The sequence below is a fragment of the Nonomuraea sp. JJY05 genome (genome assembly GCF_043496855.1).
Lineage (GTDB): Bacteria > Actinomycetota > Actinomycetes > Streptosporangiales > Streptosporangiaceae > Nonomuraea.
In genome coordinates this window covers 123,949-142,163 of sequence record NZ_JBIEIS010000010.1, presented here as the reverse complement: position 1 = coordinate 142,163, position 18,215 = coordinate 123,949, and the positions used below count along the sequence as shown (strand labels likewise).

Genomic DNA, 18,215 nt, shown 5'->3' with positions numbered 1-18,215 from the left:
CCACCACAGCCGCGACCGCCGCCCGGCATGCCACCACGCACCCCGACGCGCCAACGCCGAATCACCACACCCCAGCCACCTATGCGGCCACCAGGCTCATGCCAGTGCACGTCTCCGCCAGATCTGTGCTCCAGCCCACCCCCGAGGCACGAGCACCCAAGCGCGTCCGCGCCACCCGAGCGAACAAGGGCACTCTCCGCGCCCTCGCCCTAAGCCTCGCCCTCAGCCTGGCCGCCGCAGCCGGCCTTTGCCTGACCCCGTCCTCTGCCTCCGCCACGACCACATCACCGGGCGCGCAGACCAGAGCAGCAGCCAAAAGCCCATCCACCACCGCTGCACGGCAGGACCACCGATCAACCCGAGGGCTCGATCAAGCCCGCGTGGCCCTCATCGGCGTGCCAGGTCTGGAATGGAGCGACCTCAACCCATCCCGAACCCCCAACCTGTGGGCCCTAATCAGCCAGGGCGCCTCCGCCTCCCTCTCCACGCGAGCCGTCCCACCCCCGGACCGCGGCATCACCTGCCCCGCAGCTGGCTGGCTGACCATCTCGGCAGGCCAGCGAGCCGGTACGGCAGGCAAGGGCTGTCTCCAACCCCCCGCCCCCCAGCTCACCGGGGAAGCCGCCAAGATCCCGGACTGGCCCACCCTGACCGCGTACCAGTCCGAAACCGGGTTCGACGCCCAACTCGGCACGCTGGGCCAGCTGGTGACGGACAACGGAGGCAAGGTCGCCGCGATAGGCCCAGGCGCCGCACTCGCCGGTGCCGACAAGTCCGGAAATATCGCCAAATACACTCCCACTCTTGACGCCGCCGGCGACCTGACCCCGTACAACCTGATCATCATGGAGGCCGCCGACCTGGCAACCGCCTGGACCGCGCAGCCGCTGGACGAGTACGGCGTCCCCACCCCGCTGCCGGTCGCGGCCCGCCAGGCGGCCGTGGCCAAGGCGGACCAGCAGATCGGCGCCCTGATCGCCAAACTGCCTTCCAACACCACCACCCTCGTGGCAGGCGTCTCGGACGTATCCCCGACCGCCCACCTCCACGTGGCGATCGCCAAGGGGCCGTCGCCGGACGGCCGGCCTTACGACCACGGCTACCTCACGGCCACCTCCACCCGCCAGGACGCCCTGGTCACCATCACCGACCTCACCGCCACCGCCGTCCAGCTCCTGGGCCTCCCCGCCCCACGCCAAGTGGTCGGCCGCTCCTGGCAACCCAACGGTCCGACCACCACCACACCGGCCGAAACGGTGGCGGAACTGGCGGACGGTGACCTGGCCAGCCAGGTGCTCCGGGAAGTGCGCGGCCCGTTCTTCGCCGTACTCGTGACAGTCCAGCTCCTCTTCTACGCCTTCGCCGCCCTGGCCCTCCGCCGCCGCCGAGACACCGCTTCCCCCACTCCTCCCGGCACCCAGCCCTCCTCCACCGACTTCCCGCCCACCGAACCCGCCACCACCAACCTCCCACCCACGGATCCCTCGGCCACCCAACTCCCCTCCGCCGAGCCGTCACCCAGCGACCCCTCGCCCACCCACCACCCGTCCGCCGGACCTTCGCCCAGCGACCCCTCGCCCACCGGACACCCGTCGGCCAGACTCTCGCCCGGCGACCCTTCGATCACTGAACCTGCATCCGCCAAACCCTCGCCCAGCGGCACCTCGGCCACCGAAGACCCATCCGCCGAACACCCGTCCAGCGAGCCCCGGCCCATCCAGTCCTCACCCATCACCCAGGAAGGCGCCTCAGCCCTCGGCACCCCGGGTGGCGATTTCGCGAGCACCTCCAAGCTCCTCAGATCTGTCCAGATCGTCGCGGTGATCAGCGGAGCCATCCCGGTCTCCACGTTCCTGGCCCAACTGGTGTCCTGGTGGACCCTGCCCGTACCGATGCTGTCGGTGATCGTGACGATCGTGGCCATCGCCGGTCTGATCACCGCCCTCGCCTTCGCCGGTCCGTGGCGGGCGCATGTGCTGGGCCCCCTCACCGTGGTCGCCGCCGTCACCTCTCTCGCACTCCTCATCGACGTCATGACCGGCTCCAAGCTCCAGGTGAACGCAGTAACCGGCTACGAGCCCGTGACCGGGGGCCGCTTCTACGGCTTCAGCAACATCGCCTTCGCCGTCTACGCCACAGGCACCATCCTCGGACTCGCGGGCGTGGCCCAGTGGTTGCTCGGCAGAGGTGTGTCCAGGGTCGTGGTCGTGGCGGTGTGCGCCTTGTACGGCGGACTCGCGGTCTTCGCGGACGGGTGGCCTTCGTGGGGAGCCGACTTCGGCGGTGTACCGGCATTCGTGATCGGCTTGGCGGTCTTCCTCATCCTGCTTTCCGGCAAGCGCGTATCGCTGTTGAGACTTCTGCTCGTCGGCCTTGTGGGGGCCGCGCTCGTGGGCGCTCTCTCGGTGTTCGACTGGCTGCGCCCCGACACCCAGCGCACCCACCTGGGCAACTTCGTCCAGCAGATCATCGACGGCCAGGCGTGGACCGTCGTCGGGCGCAAGTTCAGCGCCATGATCGGCGTAACCGTCGGGAACTGGTCACTGACCCTCCTCTCGCTGGTCGCACTGGCCTTCTTGTTCCTGGTACTCGACCGCCCCTCGCGATGGGGCGCCTCCGCTCTCGGCCAGGCCTACCGCCTGGCCCCCACCCTCCGAGCCGGCCTGTTCGGCGCACTCACCTGCGCTTTCGTCGGCTTCCTCATGAACGACTCCGGCATCGCCATCCCCGCCATGGCCCTAACAGTGGCCGTTCCGCTAACCCTGGCCGCCTGCGTCCGCGCCCTTCAACTCACCACCGTTCCTACGGACTGAGCGCGAGCGGCACATGCTCAGCCGAACGCCCCGAACGGTGTTGAGCGTTCCGGTCGCCCGCGTACACGCCCGTCCGGTGCCAATGGATCGTGTCCGTGATCCGTGATCCATATCCGTGATCGGCGGTCGGGGATGCCGGGTCGCGGGATGCCGGGTCGCGGGATGCCGGGTCGCGGGATGCCGGGTCGCGGATGCCGGATCGGGGATGCGAAGGCGGGGATTTCTCACGCCCGCAGGCTTTCCGTGCGGCCTGGACGGTCTGATGCCCTGCTCATCGCTCCGGTGAGCAGGGGGCGGTGCTGTCCGACGCCGGATCGGATGCCCTTGGGCTCGTCTGCTGATCGCCACGGCGGCTGTGTCGTAGCGGGTGGTCCTGGGGGTTTGCTGTCAACGGGGCTTGCCAGTGCTCGGCGCCTCACCGGGAGGTGGAGGCCCGGTCGACGTCGATAATCGCAATCCCACTGCGGCGGATGAATGAGCAGGGAGGCGCGCTCAATCTGGCCCTCGAGGCCCGCACGATCAGCGCTCACGCCACGACGCGCCGGGCCCGAGCCGACGTTGATGGGAGGCGTTCGCGTCGGGCAGTTCGCCACGCCCAAAGGACCAATGCCACCGTCAGGGCCAGCAGCGCCCACGCGAGTTGAGGCCGGACCACCTCCCTGAGCCAATCGAGATCCTCTGGCTGCCCGTTCACCCTGGCCGGGAGGTACGCCAACGACAGGACCAGCAGGTGGGCGACCACGAACCCGTCCACTGCGGAGGCCGTCACCAGCGCCAGCAATCCGAGGGCCAGTCCGTCATACCAAGGCAGGATGTATGGCGTGGCGAACACGTAAGCGACCACCAGCCCGACCGCCACAACCGGTGCCTCAAGCCCGCCGTCGCCACGCGACGCCGCCCAGCGGCTCAACCGTGACTGTGCTCGGCGGCGGTTATCTGGCCTCGGGCAGGCCCGGCCGGAGCCGCCTGTCCCAGCTGCCCAGTGTTCTCCGCCGTTACTTGTCCCACTTCCCGGACCGTTGCTCGTTCCGCTCTCCGGGGCGGTGGTCGAGGGGCGGCCAGGCCCGTTCGGGCGGAAGGGGGGTGGCTCGTTGCTCGGTGTGGGTGCTGGAGGGAGGCCGGGTTGGCGGGAGCGGGAGGCCAGGCGGAGTAGGGACCAGGCGATGAGTGCGAGCACCAGGAGTGAGCCGATCTGGATCTCCCCTCGGTAGGCACTGCCTGTGCCGACGATGGACTGGAGCCAGCCCTGGACGAGCTTCCAGAAAGAAGCGTGGGAGATCGACTTGCTGGTGCGCGTCATGGGGGCGATCGCTTCCGGTCCGACGATCGCGTACCCGATGACCACTACGGCGAGTGCGCAGCCCGCCATGAGGGCCAGGCGGGCGGGGCGGCGTCGTAGCTCCCAGGCGGGGCCGAGAGCCACCAGGCCGGCATTGACCTTGATCGCCACTCCCAGCCCGAGCAGGACGCCGGAACCTGTAGGGCGGCTTCTGGCCAGGAGGGCGGCGACCATGCAGGCGATGGCGAGGGTGTCCACGTGCATTCCTGCCACCAGCTGGTAGAGCAGGAGGGGGTTGGCCGTCCACAGGAGTGCGGCGCGCAGGCGCCTGGTCGGGTCGTGTCTGGTGAAACGGTCGATGAGGAGGCCCGTCGCTATGAACGCGGCGGCATTCAACAGGGCCAGCACGAATATCGTCAGGCGGAGAGAGTCGCCGCCGATCCAGCTCGCCGCCGCTTGTACAGCCGTGGCCACCGGGCCGTACACGCTCGGCTCCTCGCGCCACGGCTCCTCGACCGCGTCCGCGATGGGGTCGCCCGGCAGGTCCACCGCGCCATGGGTGTACGGGCTGAGGCCCAGTGTCACCATGCGGCCGTAGGCGGCGTAGTTGAGGTGGTCGCCGGAGCCGGATGGCGGCAGGAACGCCAGGATCGCGGCGGCTGCGCAGCCGATCAGGACGAGGAGTCGGGCGTTCGGCAGTGCCCAACGCTTGCTCGGCACCGGCCCACGCTTGCTGGGCGCGGCCGTTGGCGGCACATCCGGCCCCGTCGTGTTGGTCCGAGGTCGGTCTTCCCCTGCCGCGGGTGGCTGCGGCCCATCTGGCTGCGTCGGAGTTGTCTGTTGGGAGGTGGTGTGCTGCGGGCTGGTGGATGGTCGGCTATCGGGGGTGGCAGTGGGGGTGGTGGTGGAGTCCTGGGCGGTGGTGGAGTCGGCAGTGATGGTGGCGGCGCGGGTAGTGGTGGCATAGGGGGTGGTGGCATTGGGGGTGTAGATGGCATCAGGGGTGGCGGTGGGGGCTTGGGGGAGGTTTGGGGGGCGGGTCAGGATGAGGGCGGTCAGGAGGCCGAGGCCGCCCAGGGTGATCGCGGCGGCGGCGAGGGCGATCACCAGGTAAGGGTTCGGGTGGACGTCGAGAGAGTACGGCGGCTGCCAGCTGGGGCCGGTCAGCGCGGGCACCATCGGGGATGGGCCGAGGAGGCCTATGGTGATCGTCAGCAGGATCGAGGCGCCGATCGCCGCCGTGGCCAGCCCTGCGAGCCTGCCCCGTGCCTTTTCGTGCCGCTTCTCCGAAGTCACCGGCAAATTCCAGCACACTCGCGAGGGGGCTTCCGCCGGACGGGACCTGCCTGTGGATAACCGGGGGTCGGGCGGGGGTGCCTGTGGATGAGGAAGGCCGCTACCCGGTCTGAAGGGGGAAGCGGCCTTGTGGTCGTTGCCAGGTGTGGAGATGGTCAGCGATTGGGGCGGATTTTGTTGAGGTTTTGGGCGATAAGCGGCTCTCGAGTGGCGAGGGCGAGGGCCACGTCCCGGAGTTGGATCGCTCGATGAAGCTGGGCTCGCCAGTCCGTCCCCGTGGCACGGTGGGCCATGTCGACCTCGACCTCCACGATCCGGTAACCCTTGTGGAGCAGGTCGATCGTCAGCGCCGTCTCCACCCCGAACCCGTGCGCCAGCGGACGGGCCGCCTCGAAAGCAGCTCTGGTGAGGCAGCGCTGGCCGTTGAGCGGCTGGGCGGGATCGAAGCCGGTGGCCCGGCGGATGCCTTCCTTCGACAGGCGTACGACCAGGCCGTGGCCGCCCAGCTTCACCCTCGTCGTGAAGACCGCGATGGTCATGTCGGCCTTGGCCTCGCGTACGGGCTCGATGAGGGGTGCGGCGGCGTGAGCCGTCTCGCCCAGGTCGGCGTCGAGGAAGAGCAGGTGGCGGGGGGTGGCGACGTCCTCGTCGAGGAGACGGACGGCCTCCGCGCCGGTCTCCATCGCGGCGGCCTTGCCCCTGTTGCGGCTGTGGCGCACCACCCTGGCGCCGGCCGCGCGGGCCACCCTGCCGGTCTGGTCCCTCGAACCGTCGTCCACGACCACGACCAGGTCCACGCCGGGCAGGGCCGCGGCAGCCTTGACGGTGGCCGCGATGCGGTCGGCTTCGTTGGCGGCCGGGATGATGACCGCTGTGTCGCCGCTGCTGCTCACCGAGCGTCACCTCCGCACACGACGCTTCCGTTCCTCCTCAGCCGAGTGCCGAGGTCGAGGCCAGGATCAGCCTCAGGGTCAGGGTTCGGGCCGTGGCCCGCGACTCGACCCGGGCCGTGACCCGCAACCCGACTCGCGCCGTGGCCCGTGACCCGACTCGGGCCGTGGCCCGCAACCCGGCTCGGGCCGTTATTGCCACCGTAGCCGACGTTCCAGCCACGGTCGGTACGGCAGCGGCAGCACCGCACGTTGTCAGGCGACTGCAATGTGCCGCGCAAGGTGGCGTTCACCCCTCGTGCAGCAAGCAGAGTCGCGTTCACGACCTCATGCGAGACCTGATGCCGGGGCGCATGCAGGGACCACTGCGGCACCGCTGCCGCGCTTGACGTCTCATGCGCGGGCTGGGGCGCTGCCGTCCTGCGCGTCCATGTCCCATGTGCGGACCGAAGCATTGCCGTCACGCAGGACGTCTCGGCAGGCCGCGGCGCTGGTGTCCCGCGCGACGGTGACGCGTCCTCAGGAGGCGGTGCTGCGGCGCTGCGCGGTGGGTCCTCAGGTCGCGTTGCCGAGGTCCGGCATGACCCGCCCTCAGGTCGCGCTGCCAGAGTCCTGCGCCGCATGTCCGCAGGTCGCGAGGTCGTGCCCGGTGGCGGGTCCTCGGGTCGCGTTGCCGCGATCCTGCCTGACCCGGCCTCAGAGTGCGGCGCACGCGTCCGGTGTGCTGCATGCGCGAGTAGCGGCGCCGCCGTCCAGCGCGCCGCCCCTGCGGCCAGGGTCGAGGCGACCCCGCTCTGTACGTCCTCGGATCCGAGCACGGATCCCGTCATGAGCCCTCGGTTATGAGGAACTCCTGCGGCACCTCGTCGTACACGGTGAACACCGAGTCGAGCCCGGTGACCTGCAGAATCTTGCGGACCGCAGGGCGTGGGGCGGCCACGTCGAGCGCCCCTCCCTGCTCCTTCATCCGCTTGAGCGCAGACAGCAGGACGTTCATCCCCGTGGAGTCGCAGAAATCCACGGCGGACATGTCGATGACCACTCGGCTGGGCCCTTCCTGCAGCAGCCGAGTGAACTCGGACTGCAGGTGAGGCGCCGTATAGAGGTCGATTTCCCCGGTGATGGCAACCAGTGCGCACCCGGCATGTGATCGAGTCGAGACCTTGAGCTCCACATGGGCAGGCTAGCGGCGCGGAGGCTTCCGGTCACGTTGTCACGCCGATAGGGCAACCACAGGTTTTTGTCCTCCGTTTGGGCTCCATGGAAACGGAGAGTACGCGAAGCTTGACAGCGTGACACCGGACACAGCACGGCTTCATGGCGAAGGAGGGGCTGGGGCACGACAGACGGGTCCCGCGACGATGAAAGCAGAAAAACCTGAAGACCCTCAGCGTCAAGGGCTCCGAGAGCGCCTGGAGAACATCCTCATCCGCACGGAGAAGGCCACGTCATGGCATGACGAAGCAGAACGCCTCCGCAGCCTGGTGAACCGCGAAGGCTACGTCCCCATCCGCACCCGGCTCGCGATCGAGGATCTCGACTTCCTGGGCGGTGCCCGGGCGGATCTGCTCAGGTTCCTGGAGCTCGGGCTGAGGTTGCTCGATCTTCATCAGCCCAGGGACGCGGGAGGCATCACCAGCGACGCCGCCCATCCGATCCTGCGGTGCCGGAGCTGCATGTGGCGCTGGCCCTGCCCGACATTTCGCGCGATGTCGGAGTCGTTCGGCACCTCCAGGGATACGGCGGAGCCGGAGCTCCCCGAAAGCGCCTGAGCGGCGTCGAGGGGGCGGTCAGCTGGTGACCAGGGGGAGCCGGATCTCGAACCGGCACCCCGGCCCGTCGTTGACCACCCCGATCATGCCGTCGTGCGCCTCCACGATCCCTTGCGCGATGGCGAGCCCCAGGCCGGCCCCGCCGTCAGCAGTGGGCGTACGAGCGGCCTCCCCCCGGAAGGCGACCTCGAACACCCGGGGCAGGTCCTCCTCAGGAATGCCCCCGCAGCAGTCCGCGACCGACAGACAAGCCATCCCCTCCTCATCCACCCCGGCCCGCAGCACCACGGTCCGGTCCGACGGCGTGTGCCGGATGGCGTTGACCACGAGGTTGCGCAGGGCCCGCCCCAGCGCCCCCGCGTCGGCCTCCACCGGCAGGGACGCCGACGCCTCGGCCGTGAGGACCACCCCCTTGGCCCGGGCGAGCGGCTCGGCCCCGGCGACGGTGTCGGCCACGAGGTCGGCCAGCCCGATGCGCGAACGCGACAGCCGCAGCGCCCCCGCGTGGATCCGTGACAGCTCGAACAGGTCGTCCACCATCGCCGAGAGCCGCTCCACCTCCAGCTTGATCTGCCCGTGGTAGCGCGCGACCGTGACCGGATCGGCCACCACCCCGTCCTCCAGCGCCTCGACCATGGCCCGCATCCCGGCCAGCGGCGTACGGAGATCGTGGCTCACCCAGGCGACGAGCTCCCGCCGCGCCCCTTCGAGGGCCCGTTCCCGCGCGTACGCCTCCTCCAGGGTGTTCGCGATGGTCTGGAGCTCGGCCGGCAGCCCCCGGGGCGCGGTGAACGGCACGGCGCGCACGGCGGCCACCAGCCGCCGGCTCTCCGCGACCACCCGCCTGGCCAGCACGAACGCCACCCCGAGCCCCACCAGCCCGCCCACGGCCACCACACTCAGGACGAAGTCCTTGACCGGACCCTCGATGATCATCTTCATGATGATCGCCACGACCCCGGCCAGCGTGGCCGCCACGGCGACCACCACGACCACGGCCATCATCACTCCGATGGACCTGGTGCGCAGCCGCCACATCGCCCCGATGCCCAGCAGCGCCGCCACGAGCCCGAGCCCGGCCGCCACCGCCACGACCATGGGCAGATCACCGGGCTGTGGCATCAGGAACCGCCCTCCATCGGCTCATACCGGTATCCGACCCCCCACACCGTGACAATCCTCCGGGGCTCGGTCGGATCCGGTTCGATCTTCTCCCGCAGCCGCCTGACATGCACGGTCACGGTGGAGGAGTCGCCGAACGACCACCCCCACACCTGGTTCAGCAGCGCGGAGCGGCTGAAGGCCTGCCGCGGATTGCGCATGAGGTGCGCCAGCAGATCGAACTCCCGCGCCGTCAGCAGCACCTCGTCCCCCCGCAACCGAACCTCGTGAGCCCCCACGTCCACCACCAGATCCCCGTCGCGCAGCACCCCGGTGCCGCCGGTCACGGACGCCCCCCGCGCCCGCCGCAGCACCGACTGCACGCGCAGCGCGAGCTCCCGCGGGCTGAACGGCTTGGTGACGTAGTCGTCGGCCCCCGTCTCCAACCCGACCACCCGGTCGATCTCCTCACCGAGTGCGGTCAGCATGATCACCGGTACGGGCCAGCGCTCCCTGAGCTTCCTGCACACCTGCAGCCCGTCGAGCTTGGGCAGCATCAGGTCCAGCACCATGAGGTCGGGCGGATGGGCCAGCGCCCGGCGCAGCGCCTCCACCCCGTCGCCGACGCACTCGACCTCGTGACCGTCGCGCTCCAGATAGCGAGCGACGACCTCGGAAACGGTCGGATCATCATCGACCACCAGGATGCGCGTGTTCACGACTTCACGGTACGGCCGAGGAACAGGTAAGTGTCATGTACGTCATTGCTTCGTAAGCCTCGCGGATCATGTCCGGAGGACGTACGGTGGCTGCATGGGTAGAGTTGTGATGCTCGTGCTGGGGACCCTGCTGGGTCTCTTCGTGCTGTTCAATTTCCTGTTGCCGATGCTGGTCGGCCTGATCAAGATCGCTCTGATCATCGGGGTGATCGCTCTGCTCGTCTTCGTCGCGGTCGCCGTGGTGGGCAAGTCCTCCCGATCGCATTGACGTTCTTCCTGTTCGACCCGTGGCTGGTCGGGATCACCATGCTGGCGATCCTGCTGCTGGCCACGTGGGCAGCCACGCTCCTGCCCATCCTCAGTGGGGAGCCGCCGAGCTTTCCGCTGAGTTATGCGCGCCGTACGGCCTTCCAGCGGCAGCGCGACCCTGACGCGGCGGGTCGCTCGCGTCCACGAGCCCCTTAGGCAAGCCCCGCTTCATCGTCAAGCGGGGCTCCTCGTACGAGTGAGCCCTTTCCCTCATCTCACTCCAAGTAGGGCTCATGATCGATTCTCTTGTCACGTTCGTCGTCAGCATGTCCGGGGGCAGCGCCGCGCTGGGCATCGTGCTGTTCACCCTGGCCGTACGCCTCCTGCTGCTGCCCCTGAACGTCCGCCAGTCCCGGACCATGAAGATCCGCCAGCGGCTCGCCCCCAAGCTGCAGGAGTTGCAGAAGCGCCACGCGCGCAACCCCGAGCGCCTGGCCAGGGAGACCTCCGCGCTCTTCGCCAAGGAGGGCACTTCGCCGTTCGCCGGGTTCTTGCCGATGCTGGCGCAGCTTCCGTTCATGTGGCTGATGTTCCGGGTGGCCACGCATCCGACCGCCCTGGCCGGCCAGACCCTTTTCGGCGCTCCGCTGGGCCAGCAGGTCGCCGGGGTAGTGGCCAATTTCGGTCTGGTCAGCGTGCCGGTTTTGGTCTTTGTATTGGTCATCGCGCTGGCCGTGGTGGTGGCCTGGTTCTCCGCCAGGAACGTCAAGGTGACCGACGACCAGCCGGACTGGATGAGACGGCTCCTGCCGTTGATGCCGTACGGCTCCGTGCTGGCCACGCTGGTGATGCCGCTCGCGGCCGGGCTCTACCTGCTCGTGTCGACGGCATGGGCCACGACCGAGCGGGCGGTGCTGGCTAGCCGGCCTCTCTGAGGGCTGTGACCTGCCCGTTCATCGACGCACGAGGGGCGGGCAGGATGGCCCACACCGTGGTCGTGTCGCCGTCGTGCCGGACCCCCCAGCTCTCCGCCACATACTCCACGATGCCGAGTCCCCGGCCCCCGAGCGACGACAGGGTCGGGCGGCCCGCGCGCGGCTCGGTCGCCGCACCCCCGTCGCTCACCGCCACTTCGATGTGATCGTCACTCCGCAGCCACGCCACTCTCACCATCCCCGACGGAAGGGGATGCGCGTGCCTCAGCGCGTTGCTCAGCAGCTCGCTCACCACGAGCACCGCGTCGTCGATCGCCGCCGAAAAAACCCCGCTGTCCTGCAGCTCAGTGCTGAGGCGCTGGCGGGCGACGGCGACGCTGGACGGCGCGTACGGCAGCAGCACCACGCTTGACACACCCACCTCCCCGTTCCCTGTGCCCCCCGCGGGAACACTCCCCGGTACGACCGAAATGCCCCGTTACTCGATCCCAGAAACCGCATCTCGATCACAGCTTGTACACATTGGACGATAGATCAGCTCAACTGTGACCACCTCGTTACCGCCTCGGTGTGTCGGATCCGATAGTGAAACTAGCCCCCGGATGCTCTCAACTCGAGGCGCATTCGTGTGCCGCCTCCGGGTCTCGGATGCGCGCTCACGTCTCCGCCTTGGGCTCTGGCGAGGCTGCGGACTATGTAGAGACCGAGCCCCACTCCACCAAACCGTCTCCGGTCGCCGCTGTCCACCTGGACGAACCTCTCAAAGATCCGTTCTCGGTCAGTCGGTGCGATACCGACCCCTTCATCGTCCACCACCACGACGACGTTGTCGGCCTCGGGCCAGGCCTCCACGCTGATCAAGCCGCCCTTGGGCGAGTACTTGAACGCGTTCTCCAGCAGCTGCCCCAGCACGATGTCCGTGGCCAGCGCGTCCCCCAGGACGTTCGGCAGCCCGTCCTGGATGACCACCTCGACCCGGTGCTTGTCCGACAGCGCCGGCAGCCCGAGCGTGGCCGCGTCGATCCGCTCCGCCAGGTCGAACTCCTCGATCCGCACCTTGAGCTCGTCGGCGCCCGCCCTGGCCCCGAGCAGCAGGTGGTCCATGAGCTCGCCCAGCGACCTGGACCGCTCGGCGATCGTGTGCACGGCAGAGCGGCGTTCGGGGTCGCTCATCTTGTCCCAACGCCGGTCGAGCGTGCTGGCGAACCCGCGCACGATCGTGATCGGCGTCCGCAGTTCGTGGCTGGTCGTGGCCAGGAACAGGTCCTTGGCCTCCTCGAGTTCCTTGGCCGTGGTCACGTCGCGGAAGTCGATGACCACCTCGCCGGTCTCCTCGATCTGCGCGCTCACCACGTCCAGCCACCGCCCGGTCTCCATCTGGAACGTGACCTTCTCGCCCGGCTTGGGCAGCGGGAACGGCGGCGGCCCGCCGATGACGGCCTCGGCCGGGAACGCGGTGAGCTCGGCGGCGGCGGGGTTCCAGCGGACGACCCGCCCCGACCCGTCGAGCACGGCGATGCCGTCGGCGCTGGCGTCGAAGACGGCCTGCTCGTGCGCCCGCTGCCGCACCGCCTCCTGGTAGGCAACCGCGTTGCCGACGGCGATGCCCGCGTGGCCCGCCAGGAGCTCCAGCAGCTCCAGTTCGAGGTGTCCGGGTGTGCTCTGGGCGAACAGCGCGTACAGGGCCCCGTACGGGCGCCCTCCGACGGCGGCCAGGCCCAGCGCGATCGTGTGCAGCCCCTTCAGCCGGGCCCACACCAGGTCCTCGAGCCCATTCGACTCCAGCATGACGGTCTTGCCGGTGCGTAAGAGCTTGTCGACGAGGCTCGTGCGCAGGTCCGTGGTGGTGCCCCTGATGGCCTCCGGCAGCTGGTACGTGCTGACCAGCCGTAACCGGTCACCCTCGATCAGCACGAACCCGCCCGCGTCCGCCCCGGTGAGCTCCGTGAGGCTGGCCGAGATCCGGTCGAGCACGGCCGACAGCTCCAGCTCGGAGTTGATGTCGCCGACCACGTCGGTGAGCCGGCGCACCAGCCTGGCCCGGCGCGCCATGCGGTCCTTGGCCACCTGGTCGGCCCGCGCGAGGTGGTGCACGCAGACATATCCGGCCACGGCGCTGCCCAGGCGCAGCGCGCTGATGTCGACGCGCACGTCGAGCAGGGTCCCGTCGTCGCGTAAGCGCTTGGTGCGGACCGACACCTGGCCGCCGGTGCGCACGCGTTCGAGCACGGCGTTGTGCTCAGCGGTCAGCTCGCCCGGCACGATCGGCGCCCGGCGCCCGAGCATCTCCTCCGCCGTCCACCCGAACAGCCGCTCTGCCGCCTCGTTCCAGACCAGAACGCTCTGATCACGGTCGACGACCACGACGGCGTTGGGCGAACCGGCGAGGGCAGCGCGAGCTATCTCGTCGTCACTACCGGCCCATTCGTCCCCCACTCCTCCATAGTGCACGTGGCGTGGTGAGTGCGTCGGGCGATCCGTCCGATACGCTGCGGGCACGGTGATTCTCGGCTGCGGGAGGCTGGTGGCATGTCGAGCGGCGACCTCGATGCCCTGTTGCGCGTGACCTCCAGCACCTATCGAGGTGAAACCCATCCTGACATCGCGTTCGGCACCTATGACGGGGCCGTCGGCCGGCTGGTGCTCGCGGTCACCGGCAAGGGCATCGCGGCGTGCAGCTTCGAGCCGGAAAACGCCGTGTTCGAGCTGGTCACGAGGCACGTGGGCACGTTCATCGGGCCGGACCCGCGCCGGCTCGACCCGGTGCGCAGGGAGCTGGACGCCTACTTCTCCGGCCGCCTGCGCGCGTTCACCACGCCCGTCGACCTGACCCTGGCGACCTCCTTCGCCCGCACGGTGCTGCAGAAGACGATGGCGGTCCAGTACGGCACCACCACGACGCTGGAGGAGATCGGCGCGAGCATCGGCAGGCCGCGCGCGCTGCGGGCGATCGGCAACGCGCTGGCCTCCAACCCCGTGTGCGTGATCGTGCCGTGCCACCGGGTGGTGCGTGAGGACGGCGCGCTCGGCGACTACGCGGGCGGCGCGCTCGCCAAGCAGCACCTGCTCAACGTCGAAAAGCGCGCGTCGACCAGCCGATCAGCAGGGTGATCAGCGCGGCGGCGATGGCCGCGCCGAGCGCTCCGTTCATCCACGGCTGCCGGGTGAAGCCGATGGCGTCGCGGATCCCCTGCCAGAAGTCGTCCCATGGCTTGACCGTGGGCGTGGAGGTCGTCAGCCAGTACGCCACGAAGCCGAGGGCCCACGGCACCAGCCTCGACCAGCGCGAGGGCGCGTTCTCCGCGGTGTTCCAGCTCCGCGAGCCGCCGAGCACGAAGTAGTCCACGGCCAGCACCGCGAACATCGGCACGAACACCGCCCCGATCACCCCCAGGAACGCCCCGTACGAGTTGACGTCCACGACCAGGGCGATCGTCACGCTCAGCACGCCGATGGCGACGGAGAACAGGCGCCGGTCGACCCGCGGCATCAGGTTCTGCAGCGAGACCGTGGTGGAGTAGACGTTGGCGAACGACTGGTCGGTCTCGCGCAGCACCAGGATCGCGAAGAACAGCGCGCCCAGCGGCACCGCCACGAACGGGCCGAACACCGACGTCCCGTCGGCCGCCACCCTGTCCGCCCCCGCCATGGCCACCGCGAACACGCCCAGGCCCAGGCAGGCCACCTGCGCCAGCGTGTAGCCCCCGACCACGCCGGTGAACGCGGCCCTGCTCGACCTGGAGTGCCGGGCGAAGTCGGCCGCCATCGGCACCCACGACACCGACAGCGCGATCACGTAGTCCACCGCCGGGGCGAACGCCGTCCAGGACCCCCCGGTGTGCGCGGGCGCCCTGGTCAGGAAGAACCAGGCGAACCACACCATCGACACGATCACGCCGATGGTGACGTACCGCCGCAGCAACCTGACCGACCCGAGCGGCCAGATCGTGAGCGCGGTGGTCAGCACCCCCGCCGCGATCACCCACACCTGGTACGGCACGGCGCCGAAGATCGCGCTGGCCGCCTTGGCGATCACCCACAGCTCGAACGCGGCCCAGCCGAGCATCTGGACGATGTTCAGCACCGTGGGAACGTACGAGATCCGCGCCCCGAACAGGCCCCGCAGCAGCACCATCGCGGGCTGTCCCGTCTGGGTGCCCGGGACGGCCGACAGGCCCACCATGGCGGTGCCGATCAGGCTGCCGACCACGGTGGCCAGGAGCGCGGCGGTCAGGCTGAGCGGAGCGTTGCCCAGGGGATTGAGCAGGAGCAACGCTCCGGAGAAGCCCAGGAGGCTGACTCCGAGGTTCGCCCAGAGCGCACCCTGGTCGAGCACGCCCAGGGTCTTCGGCGGCCTGCCTTCGAGGGTCAGCGGAACTTCGTCGACGACATGCGTCATCGCACACTCCCTACGCCGGCATTACCCGGACAGGTTCGTGCGGTCGGCGACGGCCTCAGTCGCCCTCTCAGCCTGGTTGCCCCAAGCTCCCGCGTTGACAGGTATGGCAAAGCTGGGATCAACCCAGCTTGCGACCCCATGATGCCCTACTCCCACGCCAAATTGCCAGACCGGCCGGCGCGACCACGGAGGACGAGAGGCGTTCGCGGGCGTCCACGACATCAGGCTTCTCGCCGTCCACAGCCTGTGTCTTACGGGAATCTCCTCACCCGACGCCCTGACCTGCAGCTTCTTCCCGAGCCGCATTCCAGCACGTGAGATGTCGCCGCGCTGTATCCACAGCTTGTCCACACGTCATCCACAGCACGGGCAGGTCCCCGGCGCAAGTTCACACAGGCTGTCCACAGGTCTGCCCACAGGGCGATGTGCGTTCCCGAACGCAGTAGCGGAAGCATCCCCCAACCGGTCGCGCGCCCGGCCGCTACGCCACGAACGGCTGCTGCCCGGTCTCGCTGACCATCGGGCGGCGCGCGAACTCCCACGACTGCATGCCGCCGCCCACGTTGACGGCGTCGCGCCCGAGCTGGTTGAGCCAGGCCGCGACCTGCAGGGACCGGCCGCCCACCCGGCAGACGACGTAGACCGTGCGGTCGCCGGGCACCTCGTCGACCCGCCCCTGGATCTGCGTCATGGGGATGTGCACGGCCTCCGGGGCGTGCCCTGCGACCCATTCGTCCTGCTCGCGGACGTCGAGCAGGTAAGCGTCTGCGGGAACGGCACTGGCCTCTATCTCAGGAACGGTCATGACTCCATCATCTCGCGCCTGGCGTCGTAGGCCGCACGCGCCGCGGCGATCTCCTCCTGGTGCGCCTCCGTCCAGGTGACCAGGGACTTGATGGTCTCGTGCAGAGTACGGCCGAGCGGCGTGAGCGCGTAGTCCACCCTGGGCGGCACGACGGGGTGGACCGTGCGGCTGACCAGGCCGTCGCGCTCCAGCTGGCGCAGGGTCACGCTGAGCATGCGCTGGCTGACACCGTCGATCTCACGGCGGAGCTGGGTGAAGCGCAGGCTCTGGCAGTCGAGCAGGGCGATCACGAGCAGCGACCACTTGTCGGCGATGCGGTCGAGGATCTGGCGCACTTCGCAGTCCTCGCGCGTGTCCCACTGGCGCACGTCGTAGTCGTCGAGCGGTTCCACGGTGTCTTCTTCCATCGGGCTCATTTGAGAAGGCGGGACAGCCGGCGGTCGGCGAGGGGCTTGCCGCCGGTCTGGCAGGTGGGGCAGTACTGCAGCGAGGAGTCCGCGAAGGACACCTCGCGGATGGTGTCGCCGCAGACGTCGCACGGCTGCCCGGCCCGGTTGTGGACCCGCAGTCCCGACTTCTTCTCCGCCTTGAGGTCCTTGGCCGCCAGCCCGTGCGCCCGCTCCACTGCCTCCTGCAGGGTGGTGACGATGGCCTCGTGCAGGTCGGCGATCTGCGCGTCCGTCAGCGTGGCCGCGATCTTGAACGGGGACATCTTCGCCGCGTGCAGCACCTCGTCCGAGTACGCGTTCCCGATGCCGGCGACGATCTTCTGGTCGCGCAGCAGCCCCTTGATCTGGATGCGGTTGCCGCCCACGATGCGCTTGAGCGCCTCGACGGTGAAGGACTCGTCGAGGGGGTCGGGGCCGAGGGCGGCGATGCCGGGGACCTCGTCCGGATTTTTGGTGACATAGACGGCCAGGCGCTTCTGCGTCCCCGCCTCCGTCAGCTCGAAGCCGGGCGCCAGCCCCTCCTCGTCGGGCGCCAGCCGGACCCGTACCGCGAGCGGGCTCTTGCCCGGACGTACGGGCTTGGCTCCCGACAGGTCGTCGCGCCAGCGCAGCCACCCCGCCCGGGCCAGGTGGATGACCAGGTGGAGGCCGTCGCAGTCGAGGTCGAGGAACTTGCCGTGGCGCGCCACGGCGGTGATGGTCAGCCCGCCGAGCGCGGTCACCGGCGGATCGAACGTCTTGAGCGCCTGGATGGCCACCACGTCGACCCCCAGGACCGTGCGGCCCACGGCCCGCTCGCGCAGGAAATGGGTGAGCGACTCCACTTCGGGAAGTTCCGGCATGTCCCCAGGGTACGTGCGCGTCCGGCCGTCCACAGCCTGTGGACGGCTACGGCACGCTCCAGAAGGCCAGCTCGTGCGCCATCCCCTCGGCGAACAGCTCCTCGGCCCGCGCCGGGTCCGGTCCGACCTCGTCGATCATCTGTCCGATCCGGGCGGTGAGCGCCGCGAACGCCGGATCCGCGTACGTGTCCACCCACGCCCGATATCTCGGCTCAGCGGGCGGATTCTCCGCCAATATCTGCCCGAGACTCGAATATCCCCACATACACGGATAAAGCGCCGCCAACCCCTCCCCATACGACGCCGCCGACTCCAGCAGGAACGCCGTGTAAGCCGCGCACGCCGGCCCTTTCACCGCCCCCTCCAGATCGGCGCCGAACTCGGCCGACAGCGACCTGTGCAGGCTCAACTCGTCGTGGTACGTGGTGTGCGCCAGGTCCACCAGGTCACCCAGATGCCCGTCGGGCGCCTGCCAAGCCAGCCGCGCGAACACCCGTACGTAGTCGAGCAGGAACAGGTAGTCCTGCTCCAGCCACGACCTGAACACCGGCTCGGGCAGGTCGCCACGCGCGATGCCGGCCACGGTCGGATGGTCGAGCTGCGCCCGCAGCAGCGGGCGGCCGACGGCGTGCAACTTCTCCGAGACAGTCATGGCTGGGAGGTTAG

18 protein-coding genes and 1 riboswitch are annotated in these 18,215 nt (G+C 69.5%); of the genes, 6 read left to right on the top strand and 12 right to left on the bottom strand.

The genetic code is table 11. From position 1 onward, the window contains the following. Positions 1 to 380: 380 nt before the first annotated feature. Positions 381 to 2,813, top strand: a complete 2,433-nt coding sequence (locus ACFKCF_RS17520) for a hypothetical protein (RefSeq protein WP_394494751.1) — start codon at positions 381 to 383, stop codon at positions 2,811 to 2,813. A 526-nt stretch (positions 2,814 to 3,339) separates the two neighbouring features. On the opposite strand, the gene mptB is transcribed toward ACFKCF_RS17520, so the two are convergent. The 3 genes from mptB to ACFKCF_RS17505 all read right to left on the bottom strand — a co-directional run bounded on the left by mptB (position 3,340) and on the right by ACFKCF_RS17505 (position 7,452). Next, on the bottom strand, positions 3,340 to 5,388 hold the full coding sequence (mptB, locus tag ACFKCF_RS17515; protein ID WP_394494749.1) for a polyprenol phosphomannose-dependent alpha 1,6 mannosyltransferase MptB: 2,049 nt from the start codon (positions 5,386 to 5,388) through the stop codon (positions 3,340 to 3,342). Positions 5,389 to 5,543: 155 nt separating this feature from the next. Next, positions 5,544 to 6,281: a glycosyltransferase family 2 protein gene (locus ACFKCF_RS17510; RefSeq protein WP_394494748.1), complete on the bottom strand. Its 738-nt coding sequence runs from the start codon at positions 6,279 to 6,281 to the stop codon at positions 5,544 to 5,546. Between the two features lie 823 nt (positions 6,282 to 7,104). Then, the gene (locus ACFKCF_RS17505) at positions 7,105 to 7,452 is read right to left on the bottom strand and encodes an STAS domain-containing protein (protein WP_185069723.1); all 348 of its coding nucleotides are present in this window, start codon (positions 7,450 to 7,452) and stop codon (positions 7,105 to 7,107) included. Between the two features lie 118 nt (positions 7,453 to 7,570). On the opposite strand from ACFKCF_RS17505, the gene ACFKCF_RS17500 reads away from it, so the two are divergent. Beyond that, the gene (locus ACFKCF_RS17500) at positions 7,571 to 8,050 is read left to right on the top strand and encodes a hypothetical protein (protein WP_394494747.1); all 480 of its coding nucleotides are present in this window, start codon (positions 7,571 to 7,573) and stop codon (positions 8,048 to 8,050) included. Between the two features lie 18 nt (positions 8,051 to 8,068). On the opposite strand, the gene ACFKCF_RS17495 is transcribed toward ACFKCF_RS17500, so the two are convergent. After that, a complete protein-coding gene (locus ACFKCF_RS17495) occupies positions 8,069 to 9,172 on the bottom strand; it encodes a sensor histidine kinase (protein WP_394494746.1) in 1,104 nt (367 codons plus the stop codon). Then, a complete protein-coding gene (locus ACFKCF_RS17490; protein WP_394494745.1) occupies positions 9,172 to 9,870 on the bottom strand; it encodes a response regulator transcription factor in 699 nt (232 codons plus the stop codon). Before ACFKCF_RS17490 ends, ACFKCF_RS17495 begins: the two co-directional genes overlap by 1 nt. A 94-nt stretch (positions 9,871 to 9,964) precedes the next feature. Here ACFKCF_RS17490 and ACFKCF_RS17485 point away from each other — a divergent pair, with 94 nt between their 5' ends. The 3 genes from ACFKCF_RS17485 (at position 9,965) to ACFKCF_RS17475 (ending at position 11,054) form a co-directional block, all read left to right on the top strand. Continuing rightward, entirely contained in the window at positions 9,965 to 10,138 is a 174-nt protein-coding gene (locus tag ACFKCF_RS17485) for a hypothetical protein (protein ID WP_394494744.1), read from the top strand. Then, a complete protein-coding gene (locus tag ACFKCF_RS17480; RefSeq protein WP_394494742.1) occupies positions 10,135 to 10,335 on the top strand; it encodes a DUF6412 domain-containing protein in 201 nt (66 codons plus the stop codon). Before ACFKCF_RS17485 ends, ACFKCF_RS17480 begins: the two co-directional genes overlap by 4 nt. Positions 10,336 to 10,412: 77 nt before the next feature. After that, positions 10,413 to 11,054, top strand: a complete 642-nt coding sequence (locus ACFKCF_RS17475) for a YidC/Oxa1 family membrane protein insertase (RefSeq protein ID WP_394494740.1) — start codon at positions 10,413 to 10,415, stop codon at positions 11,052 to 11,054. On the opposite strand, the gene ACFKCF_RS17470 is transcribed toward ACFKCF_RS17475, so the two are convergent. Then, positions 11,038 to 11,469 (bottom strand): ATP-binding protein, encoded by a 432-nt coding sequence (locus ACFKCF_RS17470; RefSeq protein WP_394494738.1) that lies wholly within the window; start codon positions 11,467 to 11,469, stop codon positions 11,038 to 11,040. The genes ACFKCF_RS17475 and ACFKCF_RS17470 overlap by 17 nt on opposite strands. Before the next feature lie 176 nt (positions 11,470 to 11,645). After that, positions 11,646 to 13,490: an ATP-binding protein gene (locus ACFKCF_RS17465; RefSeq protein WP_394494737.1), complete on the bottom strand. Its 1,845-nt coding sequence runs from the start codon at positions 13,488 to 13,490 to the stop codon at positions 11,646 to 11,648. Between the two features lie 93 nt (positions 13,491 to 13,583). Here ACFKCF_RS17465 and ACFKCF_RS17460 point away from each other — a divergent pair, with 93 nt between their 5' ends. After that, positions 13,584 to 14,165 (top strand): methylated-DNA--[protein]-cysteine S-methyltransferase, encoded by a 582-nt coding sequence (locus ACFKCF_RS17460; RefSeq protein ID WP_394494735.1) that lies wholly within the window; start codon positions 13,584 to 13,586, stop codon positions 14,163 to 14,165. Here the strand turns inward: ACFKCF_RS17460 and ACFKCF_RS17455 are convergent. The 5 genes from ACFKCF_RS17455 to ACFKCF_RS17435 form a co-directional block, all read right to left on the bottom strand. Continuing rightward, positions 14,122 to 15,453, bottom strand: coding sequence for a purine-cytosine permease family protein (locus ACFKCF_RS17455; protein WP_394494733.1), 1,332 nt, complete (start codon positions 15,451 to 15,453; stop codon positions 14,122 to 14,124). The two genes, ACFKCF_RS17460 and ACFKCF_RS17455, sit on opposite strands and share 44 nt — an antisense overlap. Further along, positions 15,444 to 15,556: riboswitch (TPP riboswitch) on the bottom strand. (Overlaps the previous gene by 10 nt.) Before the next feature lie 378 nt (positions 15,557 to 15,934). Next, positions 15,935 to 16,258 carry a rhodanese-like domain-containing protein gene (locus tag ACFKCF_RS17450; RefSeq protein ID WP_185069715.1) on the bottom strand — a complete coding sequence of 108 codons (324 nt, stop codon included), beginning with the start codon at positions 16,256 to 16,258 and terminating at the stop codon, positions 15,935 to 15,937. Then, entirely contained in the window at positions 16,255 to 16,665 is a 411-nt protein-coding gene (locus tag ACFKCF_RS17445; protein ID WP_394494732.1) for a winged helix-turn-helix transcriptional regulator, read from the bottom strand. The genes ACFKCF_RS17450 and ACFKCF_RS17445 overlap by 4 nt, the downstream gene beginning before the upstream one ends. Before the next feature lie 5 nt (positions 16,666 to 16,670). Next, positions 16,671 to 17,549: an Fpg/Nei family DNA glycosylase gene (locus tag ACFKCF_RS17440; protein ID WP_394494730.1), complete on the bottom strand. Its 879-nt coding sequence runs from the start codon at positions 17,547 to 17,549 to the stop codon at positions 16,671 to 16,673. A 46-nt stretch (positions 17,550 to 17,595) separates the two neighbouring features. Beyond that, positions 17,596 to 18,201, bottom strand: coding sequence for a TenA family protein (locus ACFKCF_RS17435; protein ID WP_394494729.1), 606 nt, complete (start codon positions 18,199 to 18,201; stop codon positions 17,596 to 17,598). Positions 18,202 to 18,215: the final 14 nt, after the last annotated feature.